Origin of the sequence: Pelomonas baiyunensis (genome assembly GCF_043555935.1) — a bacterium.
In the GTDB taxonomy this organism is placed as follows: domain Bacteria; phylum Pseudomonadota; class Gammaproteobacteria; order Burkholderiales; family Burkholderiaceae_C; genus Pelomonas; species Pelomonas baiyunensis.
Genome location: NZ_JBIGIB010000007.1, coordinates 214,912 through 239,246 on the forward strand (window position 1 = coordinate 214,912; position 24,335 = coordinate 239,246).

The 24,335-nt window shown below is 66.7% G+C and carries 21 protein-coding genes and 1 pseudogene; 2 read left to right on the plus strand and 20 right to left on the minus strand.

All coding sequences use genetic code 11. The features are described 5' to 3' along the window. Window position 1: 1 nt before the first annotated feature. The 20 genes from trpA to scpA form a co-directional block, all read right to left on the minus strand. A complete protein-coding gene (gene trpA, locus ACG01O_RS21310) occupies window positions 2–805 on the minus strand; it encodes a tryptophan synthase subunit alpha (protein ID WP_394387511.1) in 804 nt (267 codons plus the stop codon). After that, entirely contained in the window at window positions 802–2,091 is a 1,290-nt protein-coding gene (trpB, locus tag ACG01O_RS21315) for a tryptophan synthase subunit beta (RefSeq protein WP_394387513.1), read from the minus strand. The genes trpA and trpB overlap by 4 nt, the downstream gene beginning before the upstream one ends. Before the next feature lie 8 nt (window positions 2,092–2,099). Further along, a complete protein-coding gene (locus ACG01O_RS21320; RefSeq protein WP_394387515.1) occupies window positions 2,100–2,729 on the minus strand; it encodes a phosphoribosylanthranilate isomerase in 630 nt (209 codons plus the stop codon). After that, window positions 2,726–3,508, minus strand: a complete 783-nt coding sequence (gene truA / locus ACG01O_RS21325) for a tRNA pseudouridine(38-40) synthase TruA (RefSeq protein ID WP_394387517.1) — start codon at window positions 3,506–3,508, stop codon at window positions 2,726–2,728. Before truA ends, ACG01O_RS21320 begins: the two co-directional genes overlap by 4 nt. Window positions 3,509–3,587: 79 nt before the next feature. Then, the gene (locus ACG01O_RS21330; RefSeq protein WP_394387519.1) at window positions 3,588–6,116 is read right to left on the minus strand and encodes a FimV/HubP family polar landmark protein; all 2,529 of its coding nucleotides are present in this window, start codon (window positions 6,114–6,116) and stop codon (window positions 3,588–3,590) included. 302 nt (window positions 6,117–6,418) lie between these two features. Next, complete coding sequence (asd, locus tag ACG01O_RS21335; protein ID WP_394387521.1) at window positions 6,419–7,531, minus strand: aspartate-semialdehyde dehydrogenase; 1,113 nt, start codon at window positions 7,529–7,531, stop codon at window positions 6,419–6,421. A gap of 93 nt (window positions 7,532–7,624) precedes the next feature. Beyond that, window positions 7,625–8,719: a 3-isopropylmalate dehydrogenase gene (gene leuB / locus ACG01O_RS21340; RefSeq protein WP_394387523.1), complete on the minus strand. Its 1,095-nt coding sequence runs from the start codon at window positions 8,717–8,719 to the stop codon at window positions 7,625–7,627. Continuing rightward, on the minus strand, window positions 8,719–9,366 hold the full coding sequence (leuD, locus tag ACG01O_RS21345) for a 3-isopropylmalate dehydratase small subunit (protein ID WP_394387525.1): 648 nt from the start codon (window positions 9,364–9,366) through the stop codon (window positions 8,719–8,721). Before leuD ends, leuB begins: the two co-directional genes overlap by 1 nt. 1 nt (window position 9,367) lies before the next feature. After that, window positions 9,368–10,780: a 3-isopropylmalate dehydratase large subunit gene (leuC, locus tag ACG01O_RS21350; RefSeq protein WP_394387526.1), complete on the minus strand. Its 1,413-nt coding sequence runs from the start codon at window positions 10,778–10,780 to the stop codon at window positions 9,368–9,370. Beyond that, entirely contained in the window at window positions 10,777–11,670 is an 894-nt protein-coding gene (locus ACG01O_RS21355) for a LysR family transcriptional regulator (RefSeq protein WP_394387528.1), read from the minus strand. The genes leuC and ACG01O_RS21355 overlap by 4 nt, the downstream gene beginning before the upstream one ends. An 81-nt stretch (window positions 11,671–11,751) precedes the next feature. Further along, on the minus strand, window positions 11,752–13,113 hold the full coding sequence (locus tag ACG01O_RS21360; RefSeq protein WP_394387530.1) for a hypothetical protein: 1,362 nt from the start codon (window positions 13,111–13,113) through the stop codon (window positions 11,752–11,754). A 48-nt stretch (window positions 13,114–13,161) separates the two neighbouring features. Next, complete coding sequence (locus ACG01O_RS21365) at window positions 13,162–13,635, minus strand: VOC family protein (protein ID WP_394387531.1); 474 nt, start codon at window positions 13,633–13,635, stop codon at window positions 13,162–13,164. 8 nt (window positions 13,636–13,643) lie between these two features. Then, window positions 13,644–14,864, minus strand: a complete 1,221-nt coding sequence (locus tag ACG01O_RS21370; RefSeq protein ID WP_394387532.1) for an FAD-dependent oxidoreductase — start codon at window positions 14,862–14,864, stop codon at window positions 13,644–13,646. A 66-nt stretch (window positions 14,865–14,930) separates the two neighbouring features. After that, window positions 14,931–16,976 carry an acetyl-CoA carboxylase biotin carboxylase subunit gene (accC, locus tag ACG01O_RS21375; protein ID WP_394387533.1) on the minus strand — a complete coding sequence of 682 codons (2,046 nt, stop codon included), beginning with the start codon at window positions 16,974–16,976 and terminating at the stop codon, window positions 14,931–14,933. Window positions 16,977–16,987: 11 nt separating this feature from the next. After that, window positions 16,988–17,293 (minus strand): helix-hairpin-helix domain-containing protein, encoded by a 306-nt coding sequence (locus ACG01O_RS21380; protein WP_394387534.1) that lies wholly within the window; start codon window positions 17,291–17,293, stop codon window positions 16,988–16,990. A 1-nt stretch (window position 17,294) separates the two neighbouring features. Next, window positions 17,295–18,827: an acyl-CoA carboxylase subunit beta gene (locus ACG01O_RS21385; RefSeq protein WP_394387552.1), complete on the minus strand. Its 1,533-nt coding sequence runs from the start codon at window positions 18,825–18,827 to the stop codon at window positions 17,295–17,297. A 16-nt stretch (window positions 18,828–18,843) separates the two neighbouring features. Further along, on the minus strand, window positions 18,844–19,233 hold the full coding sequence (locus ACG01O_RS21390; RefSeq protein ID WP_394387535.1) for a VOC family protein: 390 nt from the start codon (window positions 19,231–19,233) through the stop codon (window positions 18,844–18,846). After that, window positions 19,230–20,195 (minus strand): methylmalonyl Co-A mutase-associated GTPase MeaB, encoded by a 966-nt coding sequence (gene meaB, locus ACG01O_RS21395; RefSeq protein ID WP_394387536.1) that lies wholly within the window; start codon window positions 20,193–20,195, stop codon window positions 19,230–19,232. The genes ACG01O_RS21390 and meaB overlap by 4 nt, the downstream gene beginning before the upstream one ends. Next, window positions 20,192–20,620: a GNAT family N-acetyltransferase gene (locus ACG01O_RS21400; RefSeq protein ID WP_394387537.1), complete on the minus strand. Its 429-nt coding sequence runs from the start codon at window positions 20,618–20,620 to the stop codon at window positions 20,192–20,194. Before ACG01O_RS21400 ends, meaB begins: the two co-directional genes overlap by 4 nt. Then, a complete protein-coding gene (gene scpA / locus ACG01O_RS21405; RefSeq protein ID WP_394387539.1) occupies window positions 20,617–22,800 on the minus strand; it encodes a methylmalonyl-CoA mutase in 2,184 nt (727 codons plus the stop codon). The genes ACG01O_RS21400 and scpA overlap by 4 nt, the downstream gene beginning before the upstream one ends. A 97-nt stretch (window positions 22,801–22,897) precedes the next feature. Here scpA and ACG01O_RS21410 point away from each other — a divergent pair, with 97 nt between their 5' ends. Together ACG01O_RS21410 and ACG01O_RS21415 are read left to right on the plus strand one after the other, a co-directional pair. Next, a complete protein-coding gene (locus ACG01O_RS21410) occupies window positions 22,898–23,572 on the plus strand; it encodes a GntR family transcriptional regulator (RefSeq protein ID WP_394387541.1) in 675 nt (224 codons plus the stop codon). A 302-nt stretch (window positions 23,573–23,874) separates the two neighbouring features. Then, a pseudogene (locus ACG01O_RS21415) lies at window positions 23,875–24,335 on the plus strand (heme utilization protein); the annotation flags it as partial.

The window sequence follows — 24,335 nt, forward strand, 5'->3', positions numbered from 1 at the left end:
GTCAGTCCTTTGTGTCGAGTGCGGCGCGGATGTCTCGGATGAAGGCCGCGCCGGTCAAGGCGACATTATCGACCGGCTGGCGCTCCAGCAATTCCACCAGCTTGGAGCCGATGACGACCGCGTCCGAAACGTCGGCCACCGCCCGGGCGGTGGCACCGTCGCGGATGCCGAATCCCACCCCCACTGGCGTGCTCACGTGCTGGCGAATGCGCGGCACCGCCTCGGCCACGGCAGCGGTGTTCAGGTGACCGGCTCCGGTCACGCCCTTGAGCGAAACGTAGTAGACATAGCCACTGGCCAGCCGCCCCACCTGCGCCATGCGGGCCTCGGTGGAGGTGGGCGCGAGCAGGAAGATCGCATCCATGTTCGCGGCGCGCAACTTGGCGGCGAACTCTTCACACTCTTCCGGCGGGTAGTCGACGATGAGCACGCCATCCACGCCCGCGGCCGCGGCGTCTGCGACAAAGGCATCCAAACCGTAGCGCTCCACCGGGTTGGCATAGCCCATCAGCACGATGGGCGTGGCGTTGTTGCGCGCACGGAACTCCCGAACGTAGGTCAGCACATGGCGAAGGCCGATGCCGTGCTTCAAGGCTCGCTCACCCGCACGCTGGATGACCGGGCCGTCAGCCATCGGATCGGAAAACGGCACGCCCAGTTCGATGACGTCGGCGCCTGCTTCCGCCATGGCCAGAAGAAGGTCGACCGTGGCGGCCGGGTGCGGGTCACCGGCGGTGACGAACGGAATCAGCGCCTTGCGACCTTGGGACTTCAGCGTGGCGAAGGTGGTGGCGATGCGGCTCATGCGCGGTCTCCAGGCAATTGGACGACGGCCTCGCCGCCCTTGACCGATTGGCCGCGGCAGCTCGGGCGGCAATAGAAGTCCGCGTTGGACAGATCGGCCACGGTGCCGATGTCCTTGTCCCCCCGACCCGACAGATTCACGAGGAGGATCTGATCCGGGGACATGGTCGGCGCGATCTTCATCGCATGGGCCACCGCGTGGCTGGACTCCAGCGCCGGAATGATGCCCTCGGTGCGGCACAGGTGGTGGAAGGCCGCCAGCGCTTCCGCATCGGTCACACCCACGTATTCGGCGCGGCCGATGTCTTTCAGGTGCGCGTGCTCGGGCCCCACGCCCGGATAGTCCAGGCCAGCGCTGATGGAATGGGTTTCGATGATCTGGCCATCCGCGTCCTGCAGCAGGTAGGTGCGGTTGCCGTGCAGCACGCCCGGACTTCCGGCCGACAGCGTCGCCGCATGCTTGCCACTGGCGATGCCCTCCCCCGCCGCCTCCACACCGATCAGGCGCGTGGCCTCGTGCGGGATGTAGGGGTAGAAGATGCCAATTGCATTGCTGCCGCCGCCTACACACGCGAGCACGGCGTCCGGTTGGCGCCCCGTCATCTCGGGCATCTGCACCAGGCATTCGTCGCCAATGATGCGTTGGAAGTCCCGAACCATCATCGGGTACGGGTGCGGGCCGGCCACCGTGCCGATGATGTAGAAGGTGTTCTCGACGTTGGTCACCCAGTCGCGCATCGCTTCGTTCAGCGCGTCTTTCAACGTCTTGCTGCCGCTGTCCACGGGCACCACGGTCGCCCCGAGCAGCTTCATGCGGTAGACGTTGGGCGACTGGCGCTTCACGTCCTCGCTGCCCATGTACACCACGCACTCCAGGCCGTAGCGTGCACAAATCGTGGCCGTGGCCACGCCGTGCTGGCCGGCACCGGTTTCAGCGATGACCCGCGGCTTGCCCATGCGCTTGGCCAGCAGCGCCTGGCCGATGACGTTGTTGATCTTGTGCGCGCCGGTGTGGTTGAGGTCTTCGCGCTTGAGGTAGATCTGCGCTCCACCCAACTCGCGGCTCAGCCGCTCCGCGTGGTAGATCGGACTCGGACGGCCGACGAAGTGCGCCAGTTCTTTCTTGAACTCGGCCACGAAGGCGGGGTCGTTGCGGTAGTGCGCGTAGGCATCCTTGAGCTGGTCGAGCGCATGCACCAGCGTCTCAGAGACAAAGCTGCCGCCGAACGCGGGGCCAGTGGACGAGCGGAAGTGCCCGGTGGCGTCGGGCTGGTCGTACGGGAACATGGTTTTTCCTAGCGGAGGAGTTCAGCATCGGCGCGCTTCACCGCGCGGCAGAACTCATGGATCAGATCGGCGCTCTTGATGCCCTTGGACACCTCGACGCCGGAACTCACATCAACGGCCCACGGCCGCACCCGGGCGATGCCATCGCCGACGTTTGCTGCATTCAACCCACCAGACAAAACGAGGTGAGAGGCTGCGTTTGGTGGAATGAGTGACCAATCGAAGACCTTGCCGCCACCGCCATAGCCTGCGACAGGAGCGTCGAGCAGGATGCCTTGGGCGCTGGAAAAACGAGTGCTGAAGTCTACCAAGTCAAAGCCCGGCACCATGGCAGCGGCGCGCAGATAGGGGCGCCGCACGCGCTCGCAGTCGGCGGGGGATTCGTCGCCGTGGAACTGAACCAGCATGTTCGGCAGCGCGGCCATGCCCGCCTGCAGTTCCGCGTCGGTCGCGTTCACGAACAAGCCCACAGGAGTCACAAAGGCCGGCAGCAGGCGAGCCAGCACCGCGGCGCGCTCCGGCGTCACCGCCCGCGGGCTCTTGGCATAGAACACAAAGCCGATGGCGTCTGCGCCGGCTGCGACGGCGGCTTCAACATCGGCCTCACGCGTGAGGCCACAAATCTTGATGCGGGTCATGGGAGCCAATCCAGTGCAGCCACGTGCTGCGGCATGTCGAACTCGGGGTCGTAGGTCGGCCCCAAAAAATAAAGCCCATCGGGCGCGAAGGTCGGCGCTGCAACTTTGCGATCGCGTGCGGCCAGCACCTCGGTGACCCAGTCCGGCGACCGCGTGCCCGTTCCCACCGCCAGCAAACAGCCCATGAGGTTGCGGACCATGTGGTGCAAGAACGCACTCGCTTCAAACTCGAATCGCCAGTAGTCACCCCGACGCTGCACCCGAATTTCGCGCAGGTGTTTGATGGGAGACGCCGCCTGGCACTCGGACGAGCGGAACGATGAAAAGTCATGCTCACCGATCAGCCGCTGCGCCGCCGCTTCCAACGCGGCTTGGTCCAGCGGCCGGAAGATCCAACCGCACTGGCCGGACTCGATGGCCGGCCGCACCGCCGACTCCAGCAACAGGTAGGCATACCGGCGGCCGCGGGCGGAATTGCGCGCATGGAACCCATCGCCGGGAAACCGACACCACTGAATGGCGATGTCCGGCGGCAGGTATCGATTGCTGCCACGCACCCAGGAAAACGGCTCGCGCACGACGTCGGTGTCGAAGTGCACCACTTGGTTGATGCCATGAACGCCGGTGTCGGTGCGCCCCGCGCACAGGGTTCGGATGGGCTGCGCCGCGAAGGCCGACAAGCCCTTCTCCAGGGCATCCTGCACCGTGCGCCCATTGGGCTGGCTCTGCCAGCCGTTGTAGCCACCACCGCGGTAGCTCACCCCAAGTGCAACTCTCATCGCGCCTCAACAAGAAAAAACGCCCGGCAGTGCCGGGCGTTGCAGTATCGCGGCTGTCGGCCCGGCCAGGGCCCCGCCGTCAACGCAGTTCGTTCAGCATCGCTTGCGCGCGATCCTTCAGAGAACCGCTCGCGCGTTGCAGCAACTCCTGCAGCACTTCACGGGCCCCTTCGGTGTCACCGATCTGGCGGAACTCGTCAGCCAACTCCAGTTGGCGCACCAGCGGATCGCCATCGTCATCGCCCAGGGCCTCCAACGCTTGTGCCAGTTGGTCTGGGCTTTCCGCCGAAGCGGCCGGCTCACCCAGGTCGAAGTCGAGGTCCGTCGATGCGGTTGCCGGCTTGGACGAAGGCGCATCCAACGCGCCCAGGTCGAAGCTCAAATCAGGCGCGGGCGGCGCGGTGCGCGTGCCACGGCTGGAGACATCGAAGTCCATCGACATCGGCAGCGGCTCCGCCGAAGCTGGCATGGCTTGGGTGGCCGCCATCGGGTCAGCCGACACCGGCTCCGGCGCATCCAGATCCAGGTCCAGCGCGAGATCGAAACCACTCACCGGGCCCGTGTCCGGACCACTGCGCATCGCGTCTGTCGCCATGGCAGCAGCAGCCGCCAGCGCACCAGCCGGCACCGCCGTCTGCGGCAGGGTGCTGGCGTTCATGGGCTCAGGCCGCAGGTCCGGGCCGTCGTCGTTCAACAACGGCGCGCCGCCAGGCTGGTACAGCGGATTGTCCGGATCGATACCGCGCCCCAGCTCCTGCGCCTTGGCCCAGTCTTCGCCGGTTCCACGGGTTTCGGCAAACAGCTGAACCGCCAGCTGCTCGAACCCCTTGGTGTCGCGCCGCTTGGCGTACACCTCGAGCAGCTTCAGTCGGATGGCCAGGCGTGCCGGGTTGGCACGCAGGGCTTCCTTCAGGATTTCTTCGGCCTGCAGGTCGCGGCCGTAAGCCAAGTACACATCTGCCTCGGCCACCGGGTCCACGTCACCAATGGCATCGAGCTGGCTCAGCGAGTAGCTCATGCTGGACTGGCCGCTGTTCTGCGCATCGCGAGTGTCCACGCGCTGACCGCCCGTGCCGCCGAAGAACGAGTCGGGCTGCAAACGGCTTTCGTGGAAGCCGGTCTCGGCCGCATTGGCCGGACGGCGCGAGCGCAGCCGGTACAAGCCCAGGCCGCCCAACACCGCAACCAGCACCCCGGCCAGCGGCAGCACGACCGGGCTGTCCAGCAGCGATTCGATGAACCCCGGAGGCTCAGCCGCAGGGGGTGGCGGCAACGGTGCGCTGGCGCGCGGAGCGGGCTTGGACGCTGCGACGCTGGCCGCAGCCGCCGGAGCCGAGGCCGTCAGCGCCGCGGAAGCCACCTCGGCAGCAGCCACCAGCGGCGCCGGTGCAGCGACCACCGGCGGCGCCTCAGGCGCCGGCGCCGACGCGCCTGCAGGGGCAGGACGCGCTGCGCTGGACAGCTTCTTCAGCTCTTCCACGTTGCGGGTCAACTCGGCCACGCGCGCGGCCGCATCCTTGCGCTCGGCGTCCTTCGACACCTTGGCCTCTGCAGCGCTCGCGGCGGGGCTGTTGCTCTTGCTCAGCGTGAGCTTGTCAGGCGTCGGGGCTGCGGCCGGCTTGCGGTCTTCCACCGCCGCCTGCACCTGCCCCTTGGACTGGCGCTCGCTCTCCGCGGTTTGCAGCGTGGGCGCCGCGGACGCCAGGCGTTGGCGGTAGGCCGAGAAGTCAGCGCTTTGCGCCAGGATGATCTGGCGGGCCTCCGGCGCCGACACAGAGGCCAACGCCTCGCTGCCCGGCACCATCAACGTGCTGCCCGCCTTGAGGCGGTTCATGTTGCCGTCGATGAAGGCGTCTGGGTTGTTGCGGAACAGACCAACCAGCATCTGGTCCAGCGAGATGCCGCTGACTTGCGTCTTGCCGGCCACGCGCGACAGAGAGTCACCCGGACGCACCGTGTACTCCGACGCGGCAGTCACGGGCGGGCGCACCGGCGCCGGGGCCGGCACGGGCGCCGGGGCTGCAGCGCGAGCCGACGCTACCGGCGCGGCAGGTGCGGGAGCCGGCGCACGCGGCAAGGCCGTGGCCGACGACGGTGCGGGCGCAGGCACCGCTTCCGACGTGGCCGCAGCAATGGCCGGAGCCGCCGTCACCGCCGGCGCGGGCTTGTTCATGCCCGGCGGGTCGAACAGCAGCGTGTATTCACGCACCAAACGGCCGCTGGCCCAGGTCAGCTCAAGGATGACGTCGACGAACGGCTCCTGCACCGAGCGGTCACTGCTGACGCGCAGCACCGTACGGCCGTTGTTGCGAACGACCTGCACCTGCGCAGAGGTCAGCACCGGGTTGTATTCGACGCCGCTGGTGCGGTAGGCCTCCGGTGGCGCAACCCGCACCCGCAGCGTTGCTGCCTCTTCGGCACTGATGCTGCTGACATCGATCTCGGCGCGCATGGTTTCACCCAGCGCCGACTGCACGCTGAGCTTGCCCAGACCCAAAGCCTGGGCGCTGGTGCCAGCCACGAGCAATGCGGCGGCAAGGGCGAGGTGATGGCGCGCAAAACCCGTGACCCGGGCTCCATCGCGTGCGTCGCGGATGTGGTTTTTCAAGGCGTTCCCCAAAGCAACAAGGCGGAACTCCAACGGAGCCCGCCTGTCTCGATCTTCAGCGCGCATGGCGCGAACCGGGTCTGAAAGCTGGTTTGCACGATGTCGCTAGCGTCGAGTTTCAAATCGAAAACACAACGGGATCAAGCATATACGCGGAAATGCTCACGCGATACCTGACGTGTCGCGCGGATTCCATTTCCACGCCCGGGTGAACCCTAGGTGTACACGTAAAAGACCGTAAGTGAAACCGGGCCCCTCGGCGGCTGCCGAGGGGCCCGGTTTCGCTGCGTTGACGCGTCAGGTCAACGCTCGATCAGGATGCGCAGCATGCGCCGCAGCGGCTCGGCGGCACCCCAGAGCAGTTGGTCACCGATGGTGAAAGCGCCGAGGTACTCGGGGCCCATCGCCAGCTTGCGCACGCGGCCGACCGGGATGGTCATCGTGCCGGTGACGGCCACCGGGGTCAGGTGCTTGAGCGTGTCTTCCCGCGTGTTCGGCACGTACTGCACCCACTCGTTGTCGGCGCGGATCATGGCCTCGATGTCGGCCAGGGGCACGTCCTTCTTCAGCTTGAAGGTCAAGGCCTGGCTGTGGCAGCGCATGGCGCCGACACGCACGCAGAAGCCGTCGACGGGAATGGCGCCGGAGCCAAGGATCTTGTTGGTCTCGGCCATGCCCTTCCACTCTTCCTTGGACTGACCGTTGCCGAGGTCCTTGTCGATCCAGGGAATCAGCGAACCGCCCAGCGGCACGCCGAAGTTGGCGGTCTCGTCCGCACTCAGGGAACGCTGCTTGGCGATGACCTGGCGGTCAATCTCGAGGATGGCGCTTTTCGGGTCGTCCAACAGCGGCTTCACTGCGGCATTCAGCGTGCCGTACTGCGTCAGCAGCTCGCGCATGTGCTGGGCGCCACCACCGGAAGCCGCCTGATAGGTCTGCGTGGACATCCACTCCACAAGGCCTGCCTTGTACAGCGCGCCAACGCCCATCAGCATGCAGCTGACGGTGCAGTTGCCGCCGATCCAGTTCTTGCCGCCGTTGGCGAGCGCCTGGTCAATGACGGGGCGATTGACCGGGTCCAGGATGATGACGGCGTCGTCCGCCATCCGCAGCGTGGACGCGGCGTCGATCCAGTGGCCGTTCCAGCCAGCCGCGCGCAGCTTGGGGTACACCTCGGTGGTGTAGTCGCCGCCCTGGGCGGTGATGATGATGTCGCAGCGCTTGAGCTGCTCGATGTCGAACGCGTTTTGCAGCGACTTCTCGTTCTTCGCCTGGGCCGGGGCGGCGCCGCCGGCGTTGGAGGTCGAGAAGAACAGCGGCTCGATCAGGTCGAAATCTCGCTCGGCGGTCATGCGCTCCATGAGCACCGAACCCACCATGCCGCGCCAGCCTACGAGGCCTACCAAGGTCGTCATCTTCAATTCCTTTGTCTGTCGTTCACCAAACCCCTTCCACTTTGGGCCCCGGCTCGTTCGCCGGGTCTGGTGGGGGCGAGACGAGACGGAGCTTTAGCTCTTAATGGTTTTGGTGGTCGTGATGGCTTTGACGACAGCGTCGCCCATCTCGATGGTGGAAACCTTCGAGGTGCCTTCACTCCAGATGTCGGCCGTGCGCAAGCCCTGGGCCAGCACCGATTCCACCGCGGCTTCAATGCGAGCGGCGGCGTCGGGGAGGTTGAGGGAGAACTTGAGCATCATGGCAGCGGACAAGATTGTAGCCAGCGGGTTGGCGATGCCCTGGCCAGCGATGTCCGGCGCGCTGCCGTGGCTGGGCTCGTAGAGGCCCTTGTTGTTCGCGTCCAGCGACGCAGAGGGCAGCATGCCGATGGAGCCGGTCAGCATCGCGGCTTCGTCCGACAGGATGTCGCCAAACATGTTGCCGGTCACGACGACGTCGAACTTCTTGGGCGCCTTGACGAGTTGCATCGCCGCGTTGTCCACGTACATGTGGTCCAGCGCCACGTCGGGGTACTGGGCGTGCACCTCGGTGACCACGTCCTTCCACAGCTGGGAGGTCTCCAGCACGTTGGCCTTGTCGACGCTGGTCAGGCGCTTGTTGCGCTTTTGTGCGGCCTGGAACGCCACGTGCGCAATGCGCTCGATCTCCGGGCGCGAGTAGCGCATCGTGTCGAAGCCTTCCTCGCTGCCGGGGAAGTGGCCATCCACGGCCGTGCGGCGGCCGCGCGGCTGGCCGAAGTAGATGTCGCCGGTCAGCTCGCGGATGATGAGGATGTCGAGCCCCGCCACCAGCTCGGGCTTGAGCGAGGAGGCATGGGTGAGCTGCTCATAACAGATGGCCGGGCGGAAGTTGGCGAACAGGCCCAGGGCCTTGCGCAGGCCGAGGATGGCCTGCTCGGGGCGCAGCGCGCGCTCAAGCTTGTCGTACTTCCAATCGCCGACAGCGCCGAACAGGACGGCGTCGGCCTCCTGGGCGAGCTTCAGCGTGGCGGGGGGCAGCGGGTGGCCGCTAGTCTCATAGGCCTTGCCGCCCACGTCCGCCCATTCGAGCGTGAGGGGCAGGTCCAGCGCCTGCAACACCTTGACGGCCTCGGCCATGATTTCTGGGCCGATCCCATCGCCGGGAAGAACTGCAATCTTCTTCATCAAATCACTCGGTTGTTCAGCCAGGGCTTGGCCGCAATACGGGCTGCCTCAAAGGCGCGGATCTTGTCGGTGTGCTGCAGCGTCAGGCCGATCTCGTCGAGGCCGCCGATCAGGCACTCCTTGCGGAAGGGTTCGATGTCGAAGGGCAGCTCGGCGCCGTCCGGCTTGACGACGACCTGCCGCGGCAAGTCAACGGTGAGCTGGTAGCCCGGGAAGGCGGCAACTTCATCGAACAGCCGGGCGATGGCGCTCTCGGGCAGCACGATCGGCAACAAGCCGTTCTTGAAGCAGTTGTTAAAGAAGATGTCGGCGAAGCTCGGCGCCAGGATGGCGCGGAAGCCGTACTGCTGCAGCGCCCAGGGCGCGTGCTCGCGGCTGGAGCCGCAGCCGAAATTGGCGCGGGCGATCAGCACGCTGGCCCCCGCATAGCGCGGCTGGTTCAGCACGAAATCGGGGTTGGGCTTGCGGCTGGCCGGGTCTTGCCCCGGCTCGCCGTGGTCCAGGTAGCGCCATTCATCGAACAGGTTGGGGCCGAAGCCCGAGCGCTTGATCGACTTCAGGAACTGCTTCGGGATGATCGCGTCGGTGTCGACGTTCTCGCGGTCCATGGGCGCCACGAGGCCCTTGTGGAGAGTGAACTTGTCCATGTCAGGCGAGGGTTCGAACGTCGACGAAATGGCCGGTCATGGCGGCCGCAGCAGCCATGGCCGGGCTGACCAGGTGGGTGCGGCCACCCGCGCCCTGACGGCCTTCGAAGTTGCGGTTGCTGGTGGAGGCGCAGCGCTCGCCCGGCTCCAGCCGGTCGGCGTTCATCGCCAGGCACATGGAGCAACCCGGCTCGCGCCACTCGAAGCCCGCGGCCTTGAAGACCTGATCCAGGCCTTCGGCCTCGGCCTGCGCCTTCACGAGACCCGAGCCAGGCACGATCAGCGCGAGCTTGATGTTGCGGGCCACGCGGCCGCCCACGCGCTTCACGACGGCGGCAGCCTCACGCATGTCCTCGATGCGGCTGTTGGTGCAGGAACCAATGAACACCTTGTCGACATGGATGTCGCTGAGCGATTTGTTGGGCTCCAGCGCCATGTAGGTCAGCGCGCGCTCGATGGCGCCGCGCTTGACGGCGTCCTTTTCCTTGTCGGGGTCGGGCACGCGGTCGTCGATGGCCAGCACCATCTCGGGCGAGGTGCCCCAGGTGACCTGTGGGCGGATCTGCGCCGCATCCAGTTCAACGACCTTGTCGAAATGCGCCCCGGCGTCGGAGTGCAGCGTGCGCCAGTACGCCACCGCCTGGTCCCACTCCACGCCTTGCGGCGAGAACGGGCGGCCCTTGACGTAGTTGATGGTCGTGTCGTCCACGGCGATCAGACCAGCGCGCGCACCGGCTTCGATGGCCATGTTGCACACCGTCATGCGGCCTTCCATGCTCAGCGCACGGATGGCCGAGCCCGCGAACTCGATGGTGTAGCCCGTGCCGCCGGCGGTGCCGATCTTTCCGATGATGGCCAGCACGATGTCCTTGGCGCCCACGCCCTTGGCGCACTGGCCGTCCACCTTGACGAGCAGGTTCTTGGCCTTCTTGGCCGACAACGTCTGCGTGGCGAGCACGTGCTCAACCTCGCTGGTGCCAATGCCGTGCGCCAGCGCACCGAACGCGCCGTGCGTGGAGGTGTGGCTGTCGCCGCACACCACGGTCATGCCGGGCAACGTGGCGCCCTGCTCCGGGCCGATGACGTGCACGATGCCTTGGCGGCGGTCACTCATCTTGAACTGCGTGATGCCGAAGCGGTCGCAGTTGGCGTCCAGCGTGTCGACCTGCAGCTTGGACACCGGATCAGCGATGCCTTGGCTGCGGTCGGTGGTGGGCACGTTGTGGTCGCTCACCGCCAGGTTGGCGGAAAGGCGCCACACCTTGCGGCCGGCCAAGTCCAGGCCTTCAAAGGCTTGGGGGCTGGTCACTTCGTGCACGAGGTGGCGGTCGATGTAGAGCAGCGCCGTGCCATCGGGCTCGGTGTGCACGACATGCTCGTCCCAGAGCTTGTCGTAAAGCGTACGAGAGGTCATTGCTTTTCGCGAGGAATGAGGGTGTCCACGAAGCGCTGCACGACGGTCGGCAGGCGCTGTTGGCGCAGCACACCCAGGTAGTAGTCACGCTCGGCCCACGACTCTTCCAGCCGCAGGGCGCGCACGCCGAAGACGCGAGTGAATCGCTCGGCCGGTTGCTCCGGCAACACGGCCACGCCCAAGCCCGACTCCACAAGCTGGGCGATGCCGTCAAAACCGCGCACTTGCAGACGCGCGTTCAGTGTCTTGCCGCGTGCGGCGGCTTGTTCGCGCATCAGCTCTTGCGCGCTGGCGCCGGCATGCAGCCCGATCAGGTCATACGCCAGCAGGTCGTCGAAGCTCACGGTTTCACGGTTGGCCAGCGGGTGCTTCAGCGGCACGAGCGCGGCCAGGCGGCCGCGGGCGAACACCCAGGTCTGCACGCGGTTGTCCAACACGGGCGCGGTGAACACGCCCACATCGGCCCGGCCTTCAGCCACCGCGGCTTGCACCTCGGCGCTGGTCAAGTCTTCCAGGCTGATGCGGATCTGGCCGTGCGCTTGCGAGAACTCCACCAGATACGGCGGCAGGCATTCAGCAATCGCGCTGGTGTTGGAGGCAATGCGCAGATGGCCCTTGATGCCGCGCGAGAACTCCATGACCTCGGTTTCGAGGGCGTAGAGCGACGCATGCAGCGAGCGGATGTGCCGCACCAGGGCGCGGCCGGCCTCGGTGGGCTCCACGCCGCGCGCGCGGCGCTCGAACAGCTGCACGCCGAGGCGGCTTTCCAGGTCGGACAGGCGCTTGCTGGCGGCCGCCAACGCCAGGTGCTCCTGGGCGGCGCCGCGCGTGATCGAGCGGGTTTGCTCGATGGCCAGCACGAGATTGAGGGTGGTGAGGTCGTGGCGCATGATCGTCTGACTCCAGCATAGCCTTCGTGAAGAAGGCGATTCTGCGCCAGAAAACGACGTTGGTTTCGTATTTTGCGAAATTCAACGCACAGGTTGCGACACTTGTCTCAGCATGCCCCGCAAGGCGTTGCGGCTGTGGGCGCCGAAGTGGCCGAGCAGGTCGGCAATCACCCGGTGCAGGCCATCGCGCTGGCTCTGGAGGTCTCGCGCCAGCTCCGGCCCCAACTGAGCCTCATTCGCCGCGAAATCGAAATTGGGGTCAGACACAAACCGCGCCGGCGCGCCCACCACCACGGCAGCGTCCGTTTCCGGCCCGGCCGCATGGGCCTGCGCGGCCACCACCTCACGCACGTAGCTCGGGCTCCAGGGCGGGTAGCGCCCGTCCTGAGCCAGGTCGCGCAGCGCGACTTCCAGCGGCCCGTCCCGGCGCTGGCGGGCGCTTTCCAGAATCCAGCGGGTCTGGAACTGCTCCAGCACGAAGTGGCGGTTGCCCTGCAGCACCACCAAGCCCTGCCGGTCGGCCGGTGCGCCCAGCTGAGCCTTGAGGTTGACCCACATCATGGTGCCCAGGCTCGCCCCCGGCGCGGCGCTGGCGTGATAAGGCTGTGTCAGGTCTTCCACGTGGTGCAAAGCCATGCCGGCGAATCGCCAGCCCCAGTAGGCGTGGCCGGTTTGCCAGGCCAGCACGGCCAAGGCGCTGTAATGCTGCACGCGCAGCTCGGTGAAGGTGCGCGCGAAGCTGGGCGCCAGCGTGTTGAACACAGGCCCTTGATGGAAAAAGCCCATGTGAAACGGCGCCTGCGAGCCGACGGCCACCGCCGGGTTGCCGAAAGGCTGCTTGCCAAAGCCGTAGGCCGGGTGGCCCGGGTTGTCGTCGAACAGGTTGAGGTCGTGCCCGTAGTCCGGCTCGTCGCAAGCCGAGGCCAGCACCGCCAGGGGCGACACCGCCTGCCCCGCCTGCAGGGCCACGAAACGCTGTGTGCCGCCCTTGGAGGGCGGCGCCGAGCTCACGGCCACGGCGTCCAGCGCGGGGCGGCCAGACTCCGGCTCGCGCGGGTCCAGCTGCAGGTACAGCGCCAAGCGCGACTGCGGCGACAGGCGTGCGGCTTTAAGGAACGCAGCGCGACGCTCGGCATCGCTGGCACCCGGGCTGGCCACCCAACGCAAGGCCTCCGGCCGCGCGGCGTGGTGCTTCAGATGCTCGCGTGCCCAAGCCTCCTGCGCGTCGAGCACCTTGGCAATCGCGCCTTCCTGCGCTCGAAGAAAGTCCGCCAGGGGCTCAGCTTTTACGGGCGCGGCACCGGCCACCTCGGGCATGCGCTCGAAGGCCCGGTAGCACATCGGGGTGTGGTTGCCCCAAGCCCAAGCGGCAGCGGGGATGGCTGCGAGCAAGGCAGCGGTGCAGGCGGCGGTGCAGGCGGCGGGAAAGGCAAATGGGCGCATGAGATTGGCAAGAGCAGGCCGGCATTCTGGCCGCCCTGCCCGACGCCGTCAGCCGCGGCTCAACGCCTGAACCACATCCGCCGGCGCCTGCACCAACTCAATGAGCACGCCCTCTCCGCCAAACGGAAATTGCTCGTTGCCCTTGGGGTGCACGAAGCAGATGTCGTGGCCAGCAGCGCCGCGGCGGATGCCGCCCGGGGCAAAGCGCAGACCCTGCGCTTCCAGCCACTGCACGGCCACAGGCAAGTCGTCCACCCACAGGCCGATGTGGTTCAGCGGCGTGGCGTGCACGGCCGGCTTCTTGTCGGGGTCCAGCGGCTGCATCAGGTCCACCTCCACCGCGTGGGCGCCCTGCCCCAGCGTGCAGATGTCTTCATCCACGTTCTCGCGCTCACTCTTGAAGTTGCCGGTCACCGGCACGCCCAAGAGATCGGTCCAGAGGTGGCGCAGCTTGCCTTTGTCGAGCCCGCCAATGGCGATTTGCTGCAGGCCGAGGATCTTGAACGGGCGGGAGGTGCTCATGGCGTGACTCACAGTTTGAGGCGGCCCCACAGCCAGCCGGTTTTGTAGCCGGCCAGGGTCGCAATGGATTGTTGGTGGATGTAGGGCAGGCGGCCGCCCCAGCCAAAGAAACGGTCCCGCAGCCAGGGCGCCACGACGGCGTCGGACTGGAACATGGGCGTGAGCCCGCGGCTGGCCTGCTCATAAAAGCGCAAATGGGCGCGTCGCCGGCGCGTGTAGCGGGCGAACACCTCGGGCCAGTCGTCTTTGCCGCCAGTGCCACCTGTGCCCACTTCGGCGCTGAGTTCATGGGCATCGATCAGCGCCATGTTGGCACCCTGCCCCAGCTGCGGGCTCATGCCGTGCGCGCAGTCGCCCATCGCCAGCACGCGACCGTCATGCCAGCGCGCCATGTGCACATCGGCATAACGCGCCTCGCGCAGTTGGACGGGTTCGGTCAGACCAGCCAGCAACGGTTCGACCTCGGGAAACAGGTCGGTCATGCGTTGCTTCAGCGGCTGCAACCCGATGCGTTCCTGCCAACCGTCCAGCGAAGCCACGGGCAAGCTCCAGAACACGTTGATGCCACGCTCGACGTCCTCTGCATGCGCCTTGCCCACCGGCATCAGGCCCAGCATCTGTGACGCGGAGCGAAAACGCTGGCGCAGTTCGATCTGCGGAAACCCTGCCGGCGCGGGCAGCACCGTCCAGACCGCGCCCCACGGAAACAGGCGGGCGCTCTGCCGCACCCGCATGCCCTCGCGCAACCGCGAGAAGCTGCCGTTGGCCAGGATGAGCGCCGCGTGGCGGGCGGTGCGCCCTCCCGCCAGTTGCAGCGTGACGCCATCGCCGTCTTGCTGAAAGCTCTCCACCGCCGCGCCGCACGCCCAGGGAACCCCCAGCGCCCGAACGCGCCGCCACAGCAGGCCCATGAGGGCGCCCCGCTGCAGACCCAGGCCATACGCTTCGGGGTGGAAGCGCCGGTAGCTCATGTCCAGCACCGTGCGGCCGGAGGGCGTGTCGCCAAACAGGCGATCGACGCGGATGCCCAGTGCCAACGCTTCGTCCAGCAAGCCCATGGCCGCCAGCACGCGCTGGCCGGTGGGTTGCAGCAGCAGACCCGCGCCGATGGGCTTGGGCTCATGCACGGCCTCGTACAGCGTGACCGCCACACCCCGCTCGGCCAAGCGAACAGCGGCGGCCGCGCCCGCAACCCCGGCGCCGACGATGGCAATGCTCTCAGCGTTCATTCATTGAGCGGCTGGCGCAGCAGCTGCAGCGGCCGGGAATCTCCCGCAGTCGCTGTTGGGCCTGGGTCATTGAAAACGCAGGATGGGCTGATCCACCGCCAGGCTCTCGCCCGGCTTGGCCAGCACCTCGGCCACCGTCACGTCCTGCACGGCGGTGAGGATGTTTTCCATCTTCATCGCCTCGATCACCGCCAGCCGCTCGCCGGCTTGAACGGTCTGGCCCACCTGGGCCGCCAGGTTCACCAGCAAGCCCGGCATGGGCGACAGCAGCAGCTTGGAGGTGTCCGGCGGCGCCTTGTAGGGCATCAGCGCCTGCAATTCGGCCGCGCGGGGGCTCAGCACAGTCAGTTCCACCGAGCGGCCGCCATGCTGAATGCGGTAGGCCAGCGGGTTCTTGGCCGTGCCGCGCTCCGCCTGGGCCGTGAAGGCCAGGCCGTTGACCGTGCCGGCGATGCGCACATCGTTCAGGCGCGAGCGGCTGACGATGCGGTAGTCCTTGTCGCCGACCTGCACTCGCGCCTCGCCCAGCGCACCGGCGAACTCGGTGATGCGCAGCGGGTGCTGTTCGGTCTTGCCGCCGCCCAGGTTCACCACGGCCACGTAGTCGTGCTCGATCTGCACCTCGTGGCCGGGCAGCTGGCCGCTGATGCCGGCCTCGCGTTCACGAGCCTTGCGGCGGATGAAGCCCGCCAGGGCGACGAGGAACAGCGGGTCGTCATGCGGCACGTCCTCGGCCCGGAAGCCGCTCGCGTAGTGCTGCGCGATGAAGCCGGTGTTGAAGTTGCCGGTGCCAAAGTCCGGGTGGGCCAGCAGCGCGGCCTGGAAGGGGATGTTGCTGGACACGCCGCGGATGACGAAGCCGTTGAGCGCCTCACGCATCTTGGCAATCGCCTCGGTGCGGTCCTTCCCGTGCACGATGAGCTTGGCGATCATCGAGTCGTAGAACATCGGGATCTCGCCGCCTTCGTAAACGCCGGTGTCCACCCGAACGCCGAAGCGGCCGGGCTCCGCCTGGACCATGTGGGCCTCAGGCGGCTGGTAACGCACCAGTCGGCCGGTAGACGGCAAGAAGTTGCGGAACGGGTCTTCCGCGTTGATGCGGCATTCGATGGCCCAACCGTCGCGCTTGATGTCGGCCTGCGTGAAGCTGAGCGGCTCGCCGGCGGCAACGCGAATCATCTGCTCCACCAGGTCCAGCCCGGTGATGCACTCCGTCACTGGGTGCTCCACCTGCAGGCGGGTGTTCATCTCCAGGAAGTAGAAGTCCTGGTCCTTGCCGACGACGAACTCCACCGTGCCGGCGCTCTGGTACTTCACGGCCTTGGCCAGCGCCACGGCTTGCTCGCCCATGGCCTTGCGGGTGGCCTCGCTGATGAAGGGCGACGGCGCTTCCTCGATGACCTTCTGGTGGCGGCGCTGGATGGAGCATTCGCGCTCGTGCAGGTAGACCACGTTGCCCTGCGAGTCGCCCAGCACCTGGATCTCGATGTGGCGCGGCTGCTCGACGAACTTCTCCATGAAGACACGGTCATCACCGAAGCTGTTGCGCGCCTCGTTGCGGCAGCTCGTGAAGCCCTCGAAGCATTCCTTGTCGTTGAAGGCCACGCGCAGGCCCTTGCCGCCACCGCCGGCACTCGCCTTGATCATGACCGGATAGCCGATACGCTGGGCGATCGACACGGCCTCCTCGGGCGTCAGGATCGGCTCGTTGTGGCCCGGGATGGTGCTGACCTTGGCTTCGTTGGCGAGCTTCTTGGACGCGATCTTGTCGCCCATGGCCGCGATGCTGTAGTGCTTGGGGCCGATGAAGACGATGCCCTCCTCTTCGCAGCGCCGGGCAAAGTCCTCGTTTTCGCTCAGAAAGCCATAGCCCGGGTGCAGGGCCTGCGCGCCGGTCTGCTTGCAGGCGGCAATGATCTTGTCGGCCACGAGGTAGCTCTCGCGCGAGGGCGCCGGGCCTAGCAGCACGGCCTCGTCGGCCAGTTCCACGTGGCGCGCGTCCTTGTCGGCCTCGGAATAGACCGCGACGGTCTGGATGCCCATCTTGCGGGCCGTTGCAATCACGCGGCAGGCGATTTCACCGCGGTTCGCGATCAGGATCTTGGTGAACATGTTGAGCCTCGTTATTTCGTTTGACCCAGCAGCTTCTTGCGCTGCTCGGTGAAGTTCCACCACGGCTGGGCGGGCCCGCCGTTCATGAAGTAGTGCGCCGCCATGAAGGTGTCGAGCACGCAGGGGTCGTGGCGCTGACCCATGGGGTCGCGCAGACGGTCGTAGGTCTTGAAGGGGTCCATGGCCTTCACGTGCGCCGGCGTGGGCAGCCCCAGCCCCACCAGGTCGGCGGCCATGGCCTTGCCGATGTTGGGGATGTCCGTGAGGCACTTGGCCTCGGCGGCGCAGGTGGCCTTGGGCATGGCGTCCGTCGACACGTCAGAGCGGGATGTTCCCGTGCTTGCGCCACGGGTTGTCCAGCTTCTTGTCCTTGAGCATCGCCAGGCTGCGGCAGATGCGCTTGCGCGTTTCGTGCGGCTGGATGACGTCGTCGATGAAGCCCCGCGCACCGGCCACGAACGGGTTGGCAAACCGGGCCTTGTACTCAGCCTCGCGCTCGGCCAGCTTGGCGGGGTCCTTCTTGTCCTCGCGGAAGATGATCTCGACCGCGCCCTTGGCGCCCATCACCGCGATCTCGGCGTTCGGCCAGGCGAAGTTCACATCGCCGCGCAGGTGCTTGGAGGCCATCACGTCGTAGGCACCGCCGTAGGCCTTGCGGGTGATGACGGTGATCTTGGGCACCGTCGCCTCGGCGTAGGCGTACAGCAGCTTGGCGCCGTGCTTGATGATGCCGCCGTACTCCTGCGAGGTGCCAGGCATGAAGCCGGGCACATCGACGAAGGTGACGACCGGGATGTGGAAGGCATCGCAGAAGCGCACGAAGCGCGCGGCCTTGATGCTGCTCTTGATGTCCAGGCACCCAGCCAGCACCAGCGGCTGGTTGGCGACGATGCCCACCGTCTGCCCTTCCATGCGGGCGAAGCCGGTGACGATGTTCTTGGCGTAGTCGGGCTGCAGCTCGAAGAAATCGCCGTCGTCGACGACCTTCAGGATCAGCTCCTTGATGTCATAGGGCTTGTTGGGGTTGTCGGGCACCAGCGTGTCCAGCGACATGTCGAGGCGCCCGGCCGGGTCGCCGCTGGGGCGCACGGGCGCCTTCTCGCGGTTGGACAGCGGCAGGTAGTTGAAGAAGCGACGCAGCATCAGCAGCGCTTCCACGTCGTTCTCGAAGGCCAGGTCCGCCACACCGCTCTTGGTGTTGTGCGTCAGCGCACCACCCAGTTCCTCGGCGGTCACTTCTTCGTGCGTCACGGTCTTCACGACCTCGGGGCCGGTGACGAACATGTAGCTGCTGTCCTTCACCATGAAGATGAAGTCGGTCATGGCGGGCGAGTACACCGCGCCACCGGCACACGGGCCCATGATCATGCTGATCTGCGGGATGACGCCCGAGGCCAGCACGTTCTTCTGGAAGACGTCGGCATAACCGCCCAAGCTGGCGACGCCCTCCTGGATGCGCGCACCGCCCGAGTCATTCAGGCCGATGACCGGCGCGCCGACCTTCATGGCCTGGTCCATCACCTTGCAGATCTTCTCGGCATGGGCCTCGGACAGTGCGCCGCCGAAGACGGTGAAGTCCTGGCTGAAGGCGAACGCGAGACGCCCGTTGATCATGCCGTAGCCCGTCACGACGCCGTCGCCGGGAATCTTGTTGTCGGCCATGCCGAAGTCGACGCAGCGGTGCTCGACGAACATGTCCCACTCCTCGAAGCTGCCTTCGTCGAACAGCAGCTCCAGCCGCTCGCGGGCGGTCAGCTTGCCCTTGGCGTGCTGCGCAGCGATGCGCTTCTCGCCGCCGCCCAGCCGCGCCAGGGCGCGCTTGGCTTCGAGTGCTTGCAGGATGTCGTGCATGGTGGTCACGCTTTCGTCAGAACGGGAAATTGATCTCCACGCCGTTGCCGGCGGGGTCTTGGAGGAAGAACTGGTGCTGGCCGGTCACGGGCGAGCGCGATTCGCGAAAGGCCACGCCCTGCGCGCGCAGGCGCTCGGCCGTGGCGGCCGGGTCGGTACCGGCAAAGGCCGTGTGGTCGTAGGTGCTGGGGACGTCGGGGTTGACCGGGCCGCGCGGCACTTCGTGCGGCAGTTGCGTCGACAGATGCAGCACCGGGTGACCGCCGGCGTAGAGCCAGAATCCGGCGGTGCCGAAGTCTGGCCGCGGGCCGACCTCCAGGCCGAGGGCATCCCGGTAAAAGTCGCGCAGCGTGGCGAGCAGGTCCTCCGGGGCACGCAGGTTGATGTGATGCAGGCCGGTGATCATGGGGCGCTCCGGAAGGTGGCGAGCAACTGGCGGGCGGCGGTGGACGCCGGCGTGCGGCCCTCGCGCACGGCGGCGGTGGTGGCGTCGAGCTGGGCCTGCACGCCGGGGTGCGCGACGAAGGCCTGCTTGAGCCCGGCCTGGATGCGCTCCCACATCCACGCCAGCGACTGATCCCGCCGCTTGGCGGCCCAGGCGCCTGACGCCTCGCGGTCAGCGCGCAGTGCCGTTACGGCCGCCCAGAACGGCGCAATGCCGTCGCTCTTGAGCGCGCTCACCTGCAGCACGCGCTGCACGGTCTGTGCGTGCGTGGGCAGCAGGCGCAGCGCGGACGTGATCTGGGCCTGGGCTCGCGTGGCGGCGGCGGCATCGAGGTCGGCCTTGTTGATGACGACGAGGTCGGCCAGCTCCATGACGCCCTTCTTGATCGCCTGCAGGTCGTCGCCGGCGTTGGGCAGTTGCAGCAGCAGGTAGAGGTCGGTCATGCCGGCCACCGCCGTCTCGCTCTGGCCCACGCCGACCGTCTCGACGATGACGACGTCAAACCCCGCTGCCTCGCACAGCAGCAGGGCTTCGCGCGTCTTCTCGGCCACGCCGCCCAGCGTGCCGCCGCTCGGGCTCGGGCGGATGAAGGCGCGGGTGTCCATGGATAGCTTTTCCATGCGCGTCTTGTCGCCGAGGATGGCGCCGCCGGACACGCTGCTGGACGGGTCGATGGTGAGCACGGCCACGCGGTGGCCCTGTGCCAGCAGGTAGATGCCCAGGGCCTCGATGAAGGTGCTCTTGCCCACGCCCGGCACGCCGGAGATCCCCAGGCGCAGCGACTGGCCGGTGGCAGGCATCAGCGCGGTCAGCAGCGCATCGGCCTGCTCGCGGTGGTCGGCGCGGGTCGATTCGACCAGCGTGATCGCCTTGGCCAGCGCCCGGCGCTCGCCCGCCTGCAACCGTTGAGCGAGGTCGCTCACGGTGCGGGCTCCCAGCGGTATTCGATGTCGAGTTCCTGCTCCTCCACGACCCGGAAGCCGTGGCGGCGGTAGAAGTCGTTCGCGCGGCTCTCGCGCAGCGCGGCCAGCGAGATGGGCAGCCCCCGCGCCTTGACGTGGTCCATCACCCAGGCGCCGATGCCCTGCCCCTGTGCGGCCGGGGTGAGGTACAGGTGTTGCAGGCGCAACTCGCCCTCGCGCGGCTCGACGGTGAAGTAGCCGACGCGCTCCCCGTCGCGCACGAGGTGGCGCATCCACTCGGGGCGGAACTGCGCCCGCAGCCGGGCCCGGGCCACGTCCGGGTTGAAGCGGCCCAGCCGCTCCAGGCTTTCGCGCAGCGCCTCGATGCGCAGCGCCAGCATCGCCTCGAAGTCGTCGTCGACGACCGGCGCCAGGGCCAGGTTCAAGCTGGCACTCCGCTGACCTGGGCCTTGATCTGCTCCAGCACGTCCTTCGCACTGGCCGGGATCGGCGTGCCCGGGCCGTAGATGCCCTTGACGCCGGCCTCATACAAGAAGCCGTAGTCCTGCTGCGGAATCACGCCGCCGACGAACACGATGATGTCGTCGGCCCCCTGCTTCTTGAGCTCGGCAATGATGGCCGGCACCAGGGTCTTGTGGCCCGCGGCCAGGGTGGACACGCCCACGGCATGCACATCGTTCTCGATGGCCTGGCGGGCGCATTCCTCGGGGGTCTGGAAGAGCGGGCCGATGTCCACGTCGTAGCCCAGATCGGCAAAGGCCGTGGCCACCACCTTGGCGCCGCGGTCGTGGCCGTCTTGCCCGAGCTTGGCGATCATCACGCGCGGGCGGCGACCCTGCTCCTCGCCGAATGCTGCGATTTCGCCCTGCAGCTTGGCCCAGCCCTCGGCCGAGTCGTAGGCCGCCGCATAGACGCCGCTGACCTTGTGCGTGTCGGCGCGGTGGCGGCCAAACACCGCTTCCAGCGCATCGCTCACTTCGCCCACTGTGGCGCGCAGCCGCATGGCCTGGATGCTCAGGTCCAGCAGGTTGCCTTCGCCGTTCTCGGCGGCGCGGGTCAGCGCGCCCAGCGCGGCCTGCACAGCGGCGGTGTCCCGGGTGGCCTTGATGTGACGCAGCCGCTCGATCTGGGCCTCGCGCACTTTCACGTTGTCCACTTCCAGGATCTCGACCGGGTCTTCCTTGGCGAGCTTGTACTTGTTGACGCCCACGATGACGTCCGCACCCGAATCGATGCGCGCCTGCTTCTCGGCCGCGCTCGCCTCGATCTTGAGCTTGGCCCAACCGGAGTCCACCGCCTTGATCATGCCGCCCTGGGCGTTCACCTCTTCGATGATGGCCCAGGCCTTGTCGGCCATGTCTTGGGTGAGCTTCTCCATCATGTAGCTGCCGGCCCAGGGGTCGACGACGCTGGTGATGTGGGTCTCTTCCTGGATGATGAGCTGGGTGTTGCGGGCGATGCGACTGCTGAACTCGGTGGGCAGCGCAATGGCTTCGTCCAGCGAGTTGGTGTGCAGGCTCTGCGTGCCGCCGAACACGGCGGCCATGGCCTCGATGGTGGTGCGCACCACGTTGTTGTACGGGTCCTGCTCGGTCAGGCTCCAGCCGGAGGTCTGGCAGTGCGTGCGCAGCATCAGGCTTTTGGGGTTGGTGGCGCCGAAGCCTTTCATGATGCGGCACCACAGCAGGCGCGCCGCGCGCATCTTGGCAATCTCGAGATAGAAGTTCATCCCGATCGCCCAGAAGAAGCTCAGGCGCGGCGCGAAGTCATCCACGCTCAAGCCCTTGGCCATGGCCGTCTTCACGTACTCCTGGCCGTCGGCCAGCGTGAAGGCCAATTCGAGGGCCTGGTTGGCCCCCGCCTCCTGCATGTGATAGCCGGAGATGCTGATCGAGTTGAACTTGGGCATGGCCCGCGCCGTGTACTCGATGATGTCGCCGACGATGCGCATCGACGGCTCCGGCGGGTAGATGTAGGTGTTGCGGACCATGAACTCCTTGAGGATGTCGTTCTGGATGGTCCCGGCCAGCTGCTGCTGGCCCACGCCCTGCTCTTCGGCGGCCACCACATAGCCGGCCAGCACCGGCAGCACGGCACCGTTCATGGTCATGGAGACCGACACCTTGTCCAGCGGAATGCCGTCGAACAGGATCTTCATGTCCTCCACCGAATCGATGGCCACGCCGGCCTTGCCGACGTCGCCGGTCACACGCGGGTGGTCGCTGTCATAGCCGCGGTGGGTGGCGAGGTCAAACGCCACCGACACGCCCTGTCCGCCGGCGGCCAGGGCCTTGCGGTAGAACGCGTTGCTTTCTTCCGCGGTCGAGAACCCGGCGTATTGCCGAATCGTCCAGGGCCGAGCGGCGTACATCGTGGCCTGCGGGCCACGCACAAAGGGCTCGAAGCCGGGCAACGTGTCCGCATGGGGCAGCCCCGCCACATCGGCCGCGGTGTACAGCGGCTTGACGGTCAGCCCTTCCGGCGTCGTCCAGTTCAGCGCTGACACATCGCCACCCGGCGCCGACTTCGCAGCCGCCTTCGCCCATTGCTCCAGCGTGGCCTCTTTGAACTCAGGGGCTGAACCCTGGCGGCTGTCATCCGACATCGAAAGTCTCCTGTAACTGGCGCGGCATCTTAGCCCAGCCATCATTCATAATTATGAATTCAGAATCGCTACACTGACCTGACAAACGCCCCACCGCATGACGCGCCCGACTGCCTCCCCCCTGGCCTCTCTCGCCCTGTACGAGCAGGTGGCGGAGCGCTTGCGCCACCGCATCATGGCCCGCGAACTCGAGCCTGGCGCGTGGATCGACGAGCTTGCCCTGTGCGCCGAGTGGGGCATCAGCCGCACCCCGATGCGCGAAGCGCTGAAAGTATTGGCCGCCGAGGGATTGGTGACCATGAAATTGCGGCGCGGCGCCTACGTCACGGAAATGAGCGAACGCGACGTGCGCGAGGCATACCAACTGCTGGCCTTGCTTGAAAGCGATGCGGCAGCGAATTTATCAATTAAAGCGACTGACGACGAATTGGGGCTATTGAGCCAGCTTCACCAAAAGCTCGAAGACGCTTTGCCAGATCGCGATCATTTCTTCGCGGCCAACGAAGAGTTTCATCAAGAAATTCTTCGAATCGAAGGCAACCGCTGGCGCATGCAAATCGTTCAAGATTTGCGTCGATTGATGAAATTGAACCGCCATCATTCGCTATTTCTGGAGGGTCGGCTCCATGAATCTCTGCTAGAGCACCGCGCCATCCTGGCGGCCATGGCCGCACGCGACGCCGAATCCGTCCGCAAACTTGTGGAAGCCCACTTTCAAAATGGGTTGCGAGCCACGCAAAACGCCGCTGGCGCACCAACACCAGCAGCGTGAACTGCCACCGTTTCCTCACCCTTATTGGGTGGTGAAACCCCCGCTGAATCCCTAGCATCGCAAAGCCTGGATCAAGAGGCCCAACCGCAAGCCAGCGGAAGCCTCGAAAGTCCAGTTTGAAGGTTGGATACGGGTTAACACGGGTTTTACTCAAGTTAATCGCAACCAGCCCGATAACCGATTGCGGGCCATGAAAGCCGCCGAACGTCGCGCTGCATTGCAGCGTCGGCGTGCGGCCATTTCAACGGTCTACAGAATCGCTGCCAACGGGGCAGCGGTCACAGCTTGCAGGTGAGATAGCTATGGCAACCATCGTTCCTTACATCCCGGTCGCCCGGATCCCTGGCCTCACGACCACGACGATCCGTGACTTCACGACCGAGGACTGGGCTGCCTTCAGCAGTGACCAGTTGGTGGCCCTCACCACGGCACAAGCGGCTGTCATCACATCCGACGGACTGGGCATCTTGAGCAGCGCCCAGCTGCGCGCCCTACAGACGGAAGATTTGCGAGCGATCAACACCGTGGCGCTACGGGGCCTGAGCTCCGCTGACGTCAACGCATTCACCACCGAGCAGATCGCAGCGCTGGGCACGGCCCAGATTGCCGCGTTGAACTCTGACCAGATCAAAGGGCTGACCACCGCCGACATGGTGGCCCTGACCTCCACCCAGGTCGCCGCGCTCACCTCGGTGCAAGCCCCGTCGCTCAACACCGACCAGTTGCGCGCCATCGAGGTGGCTGACATCAAGTCGCTCACCAC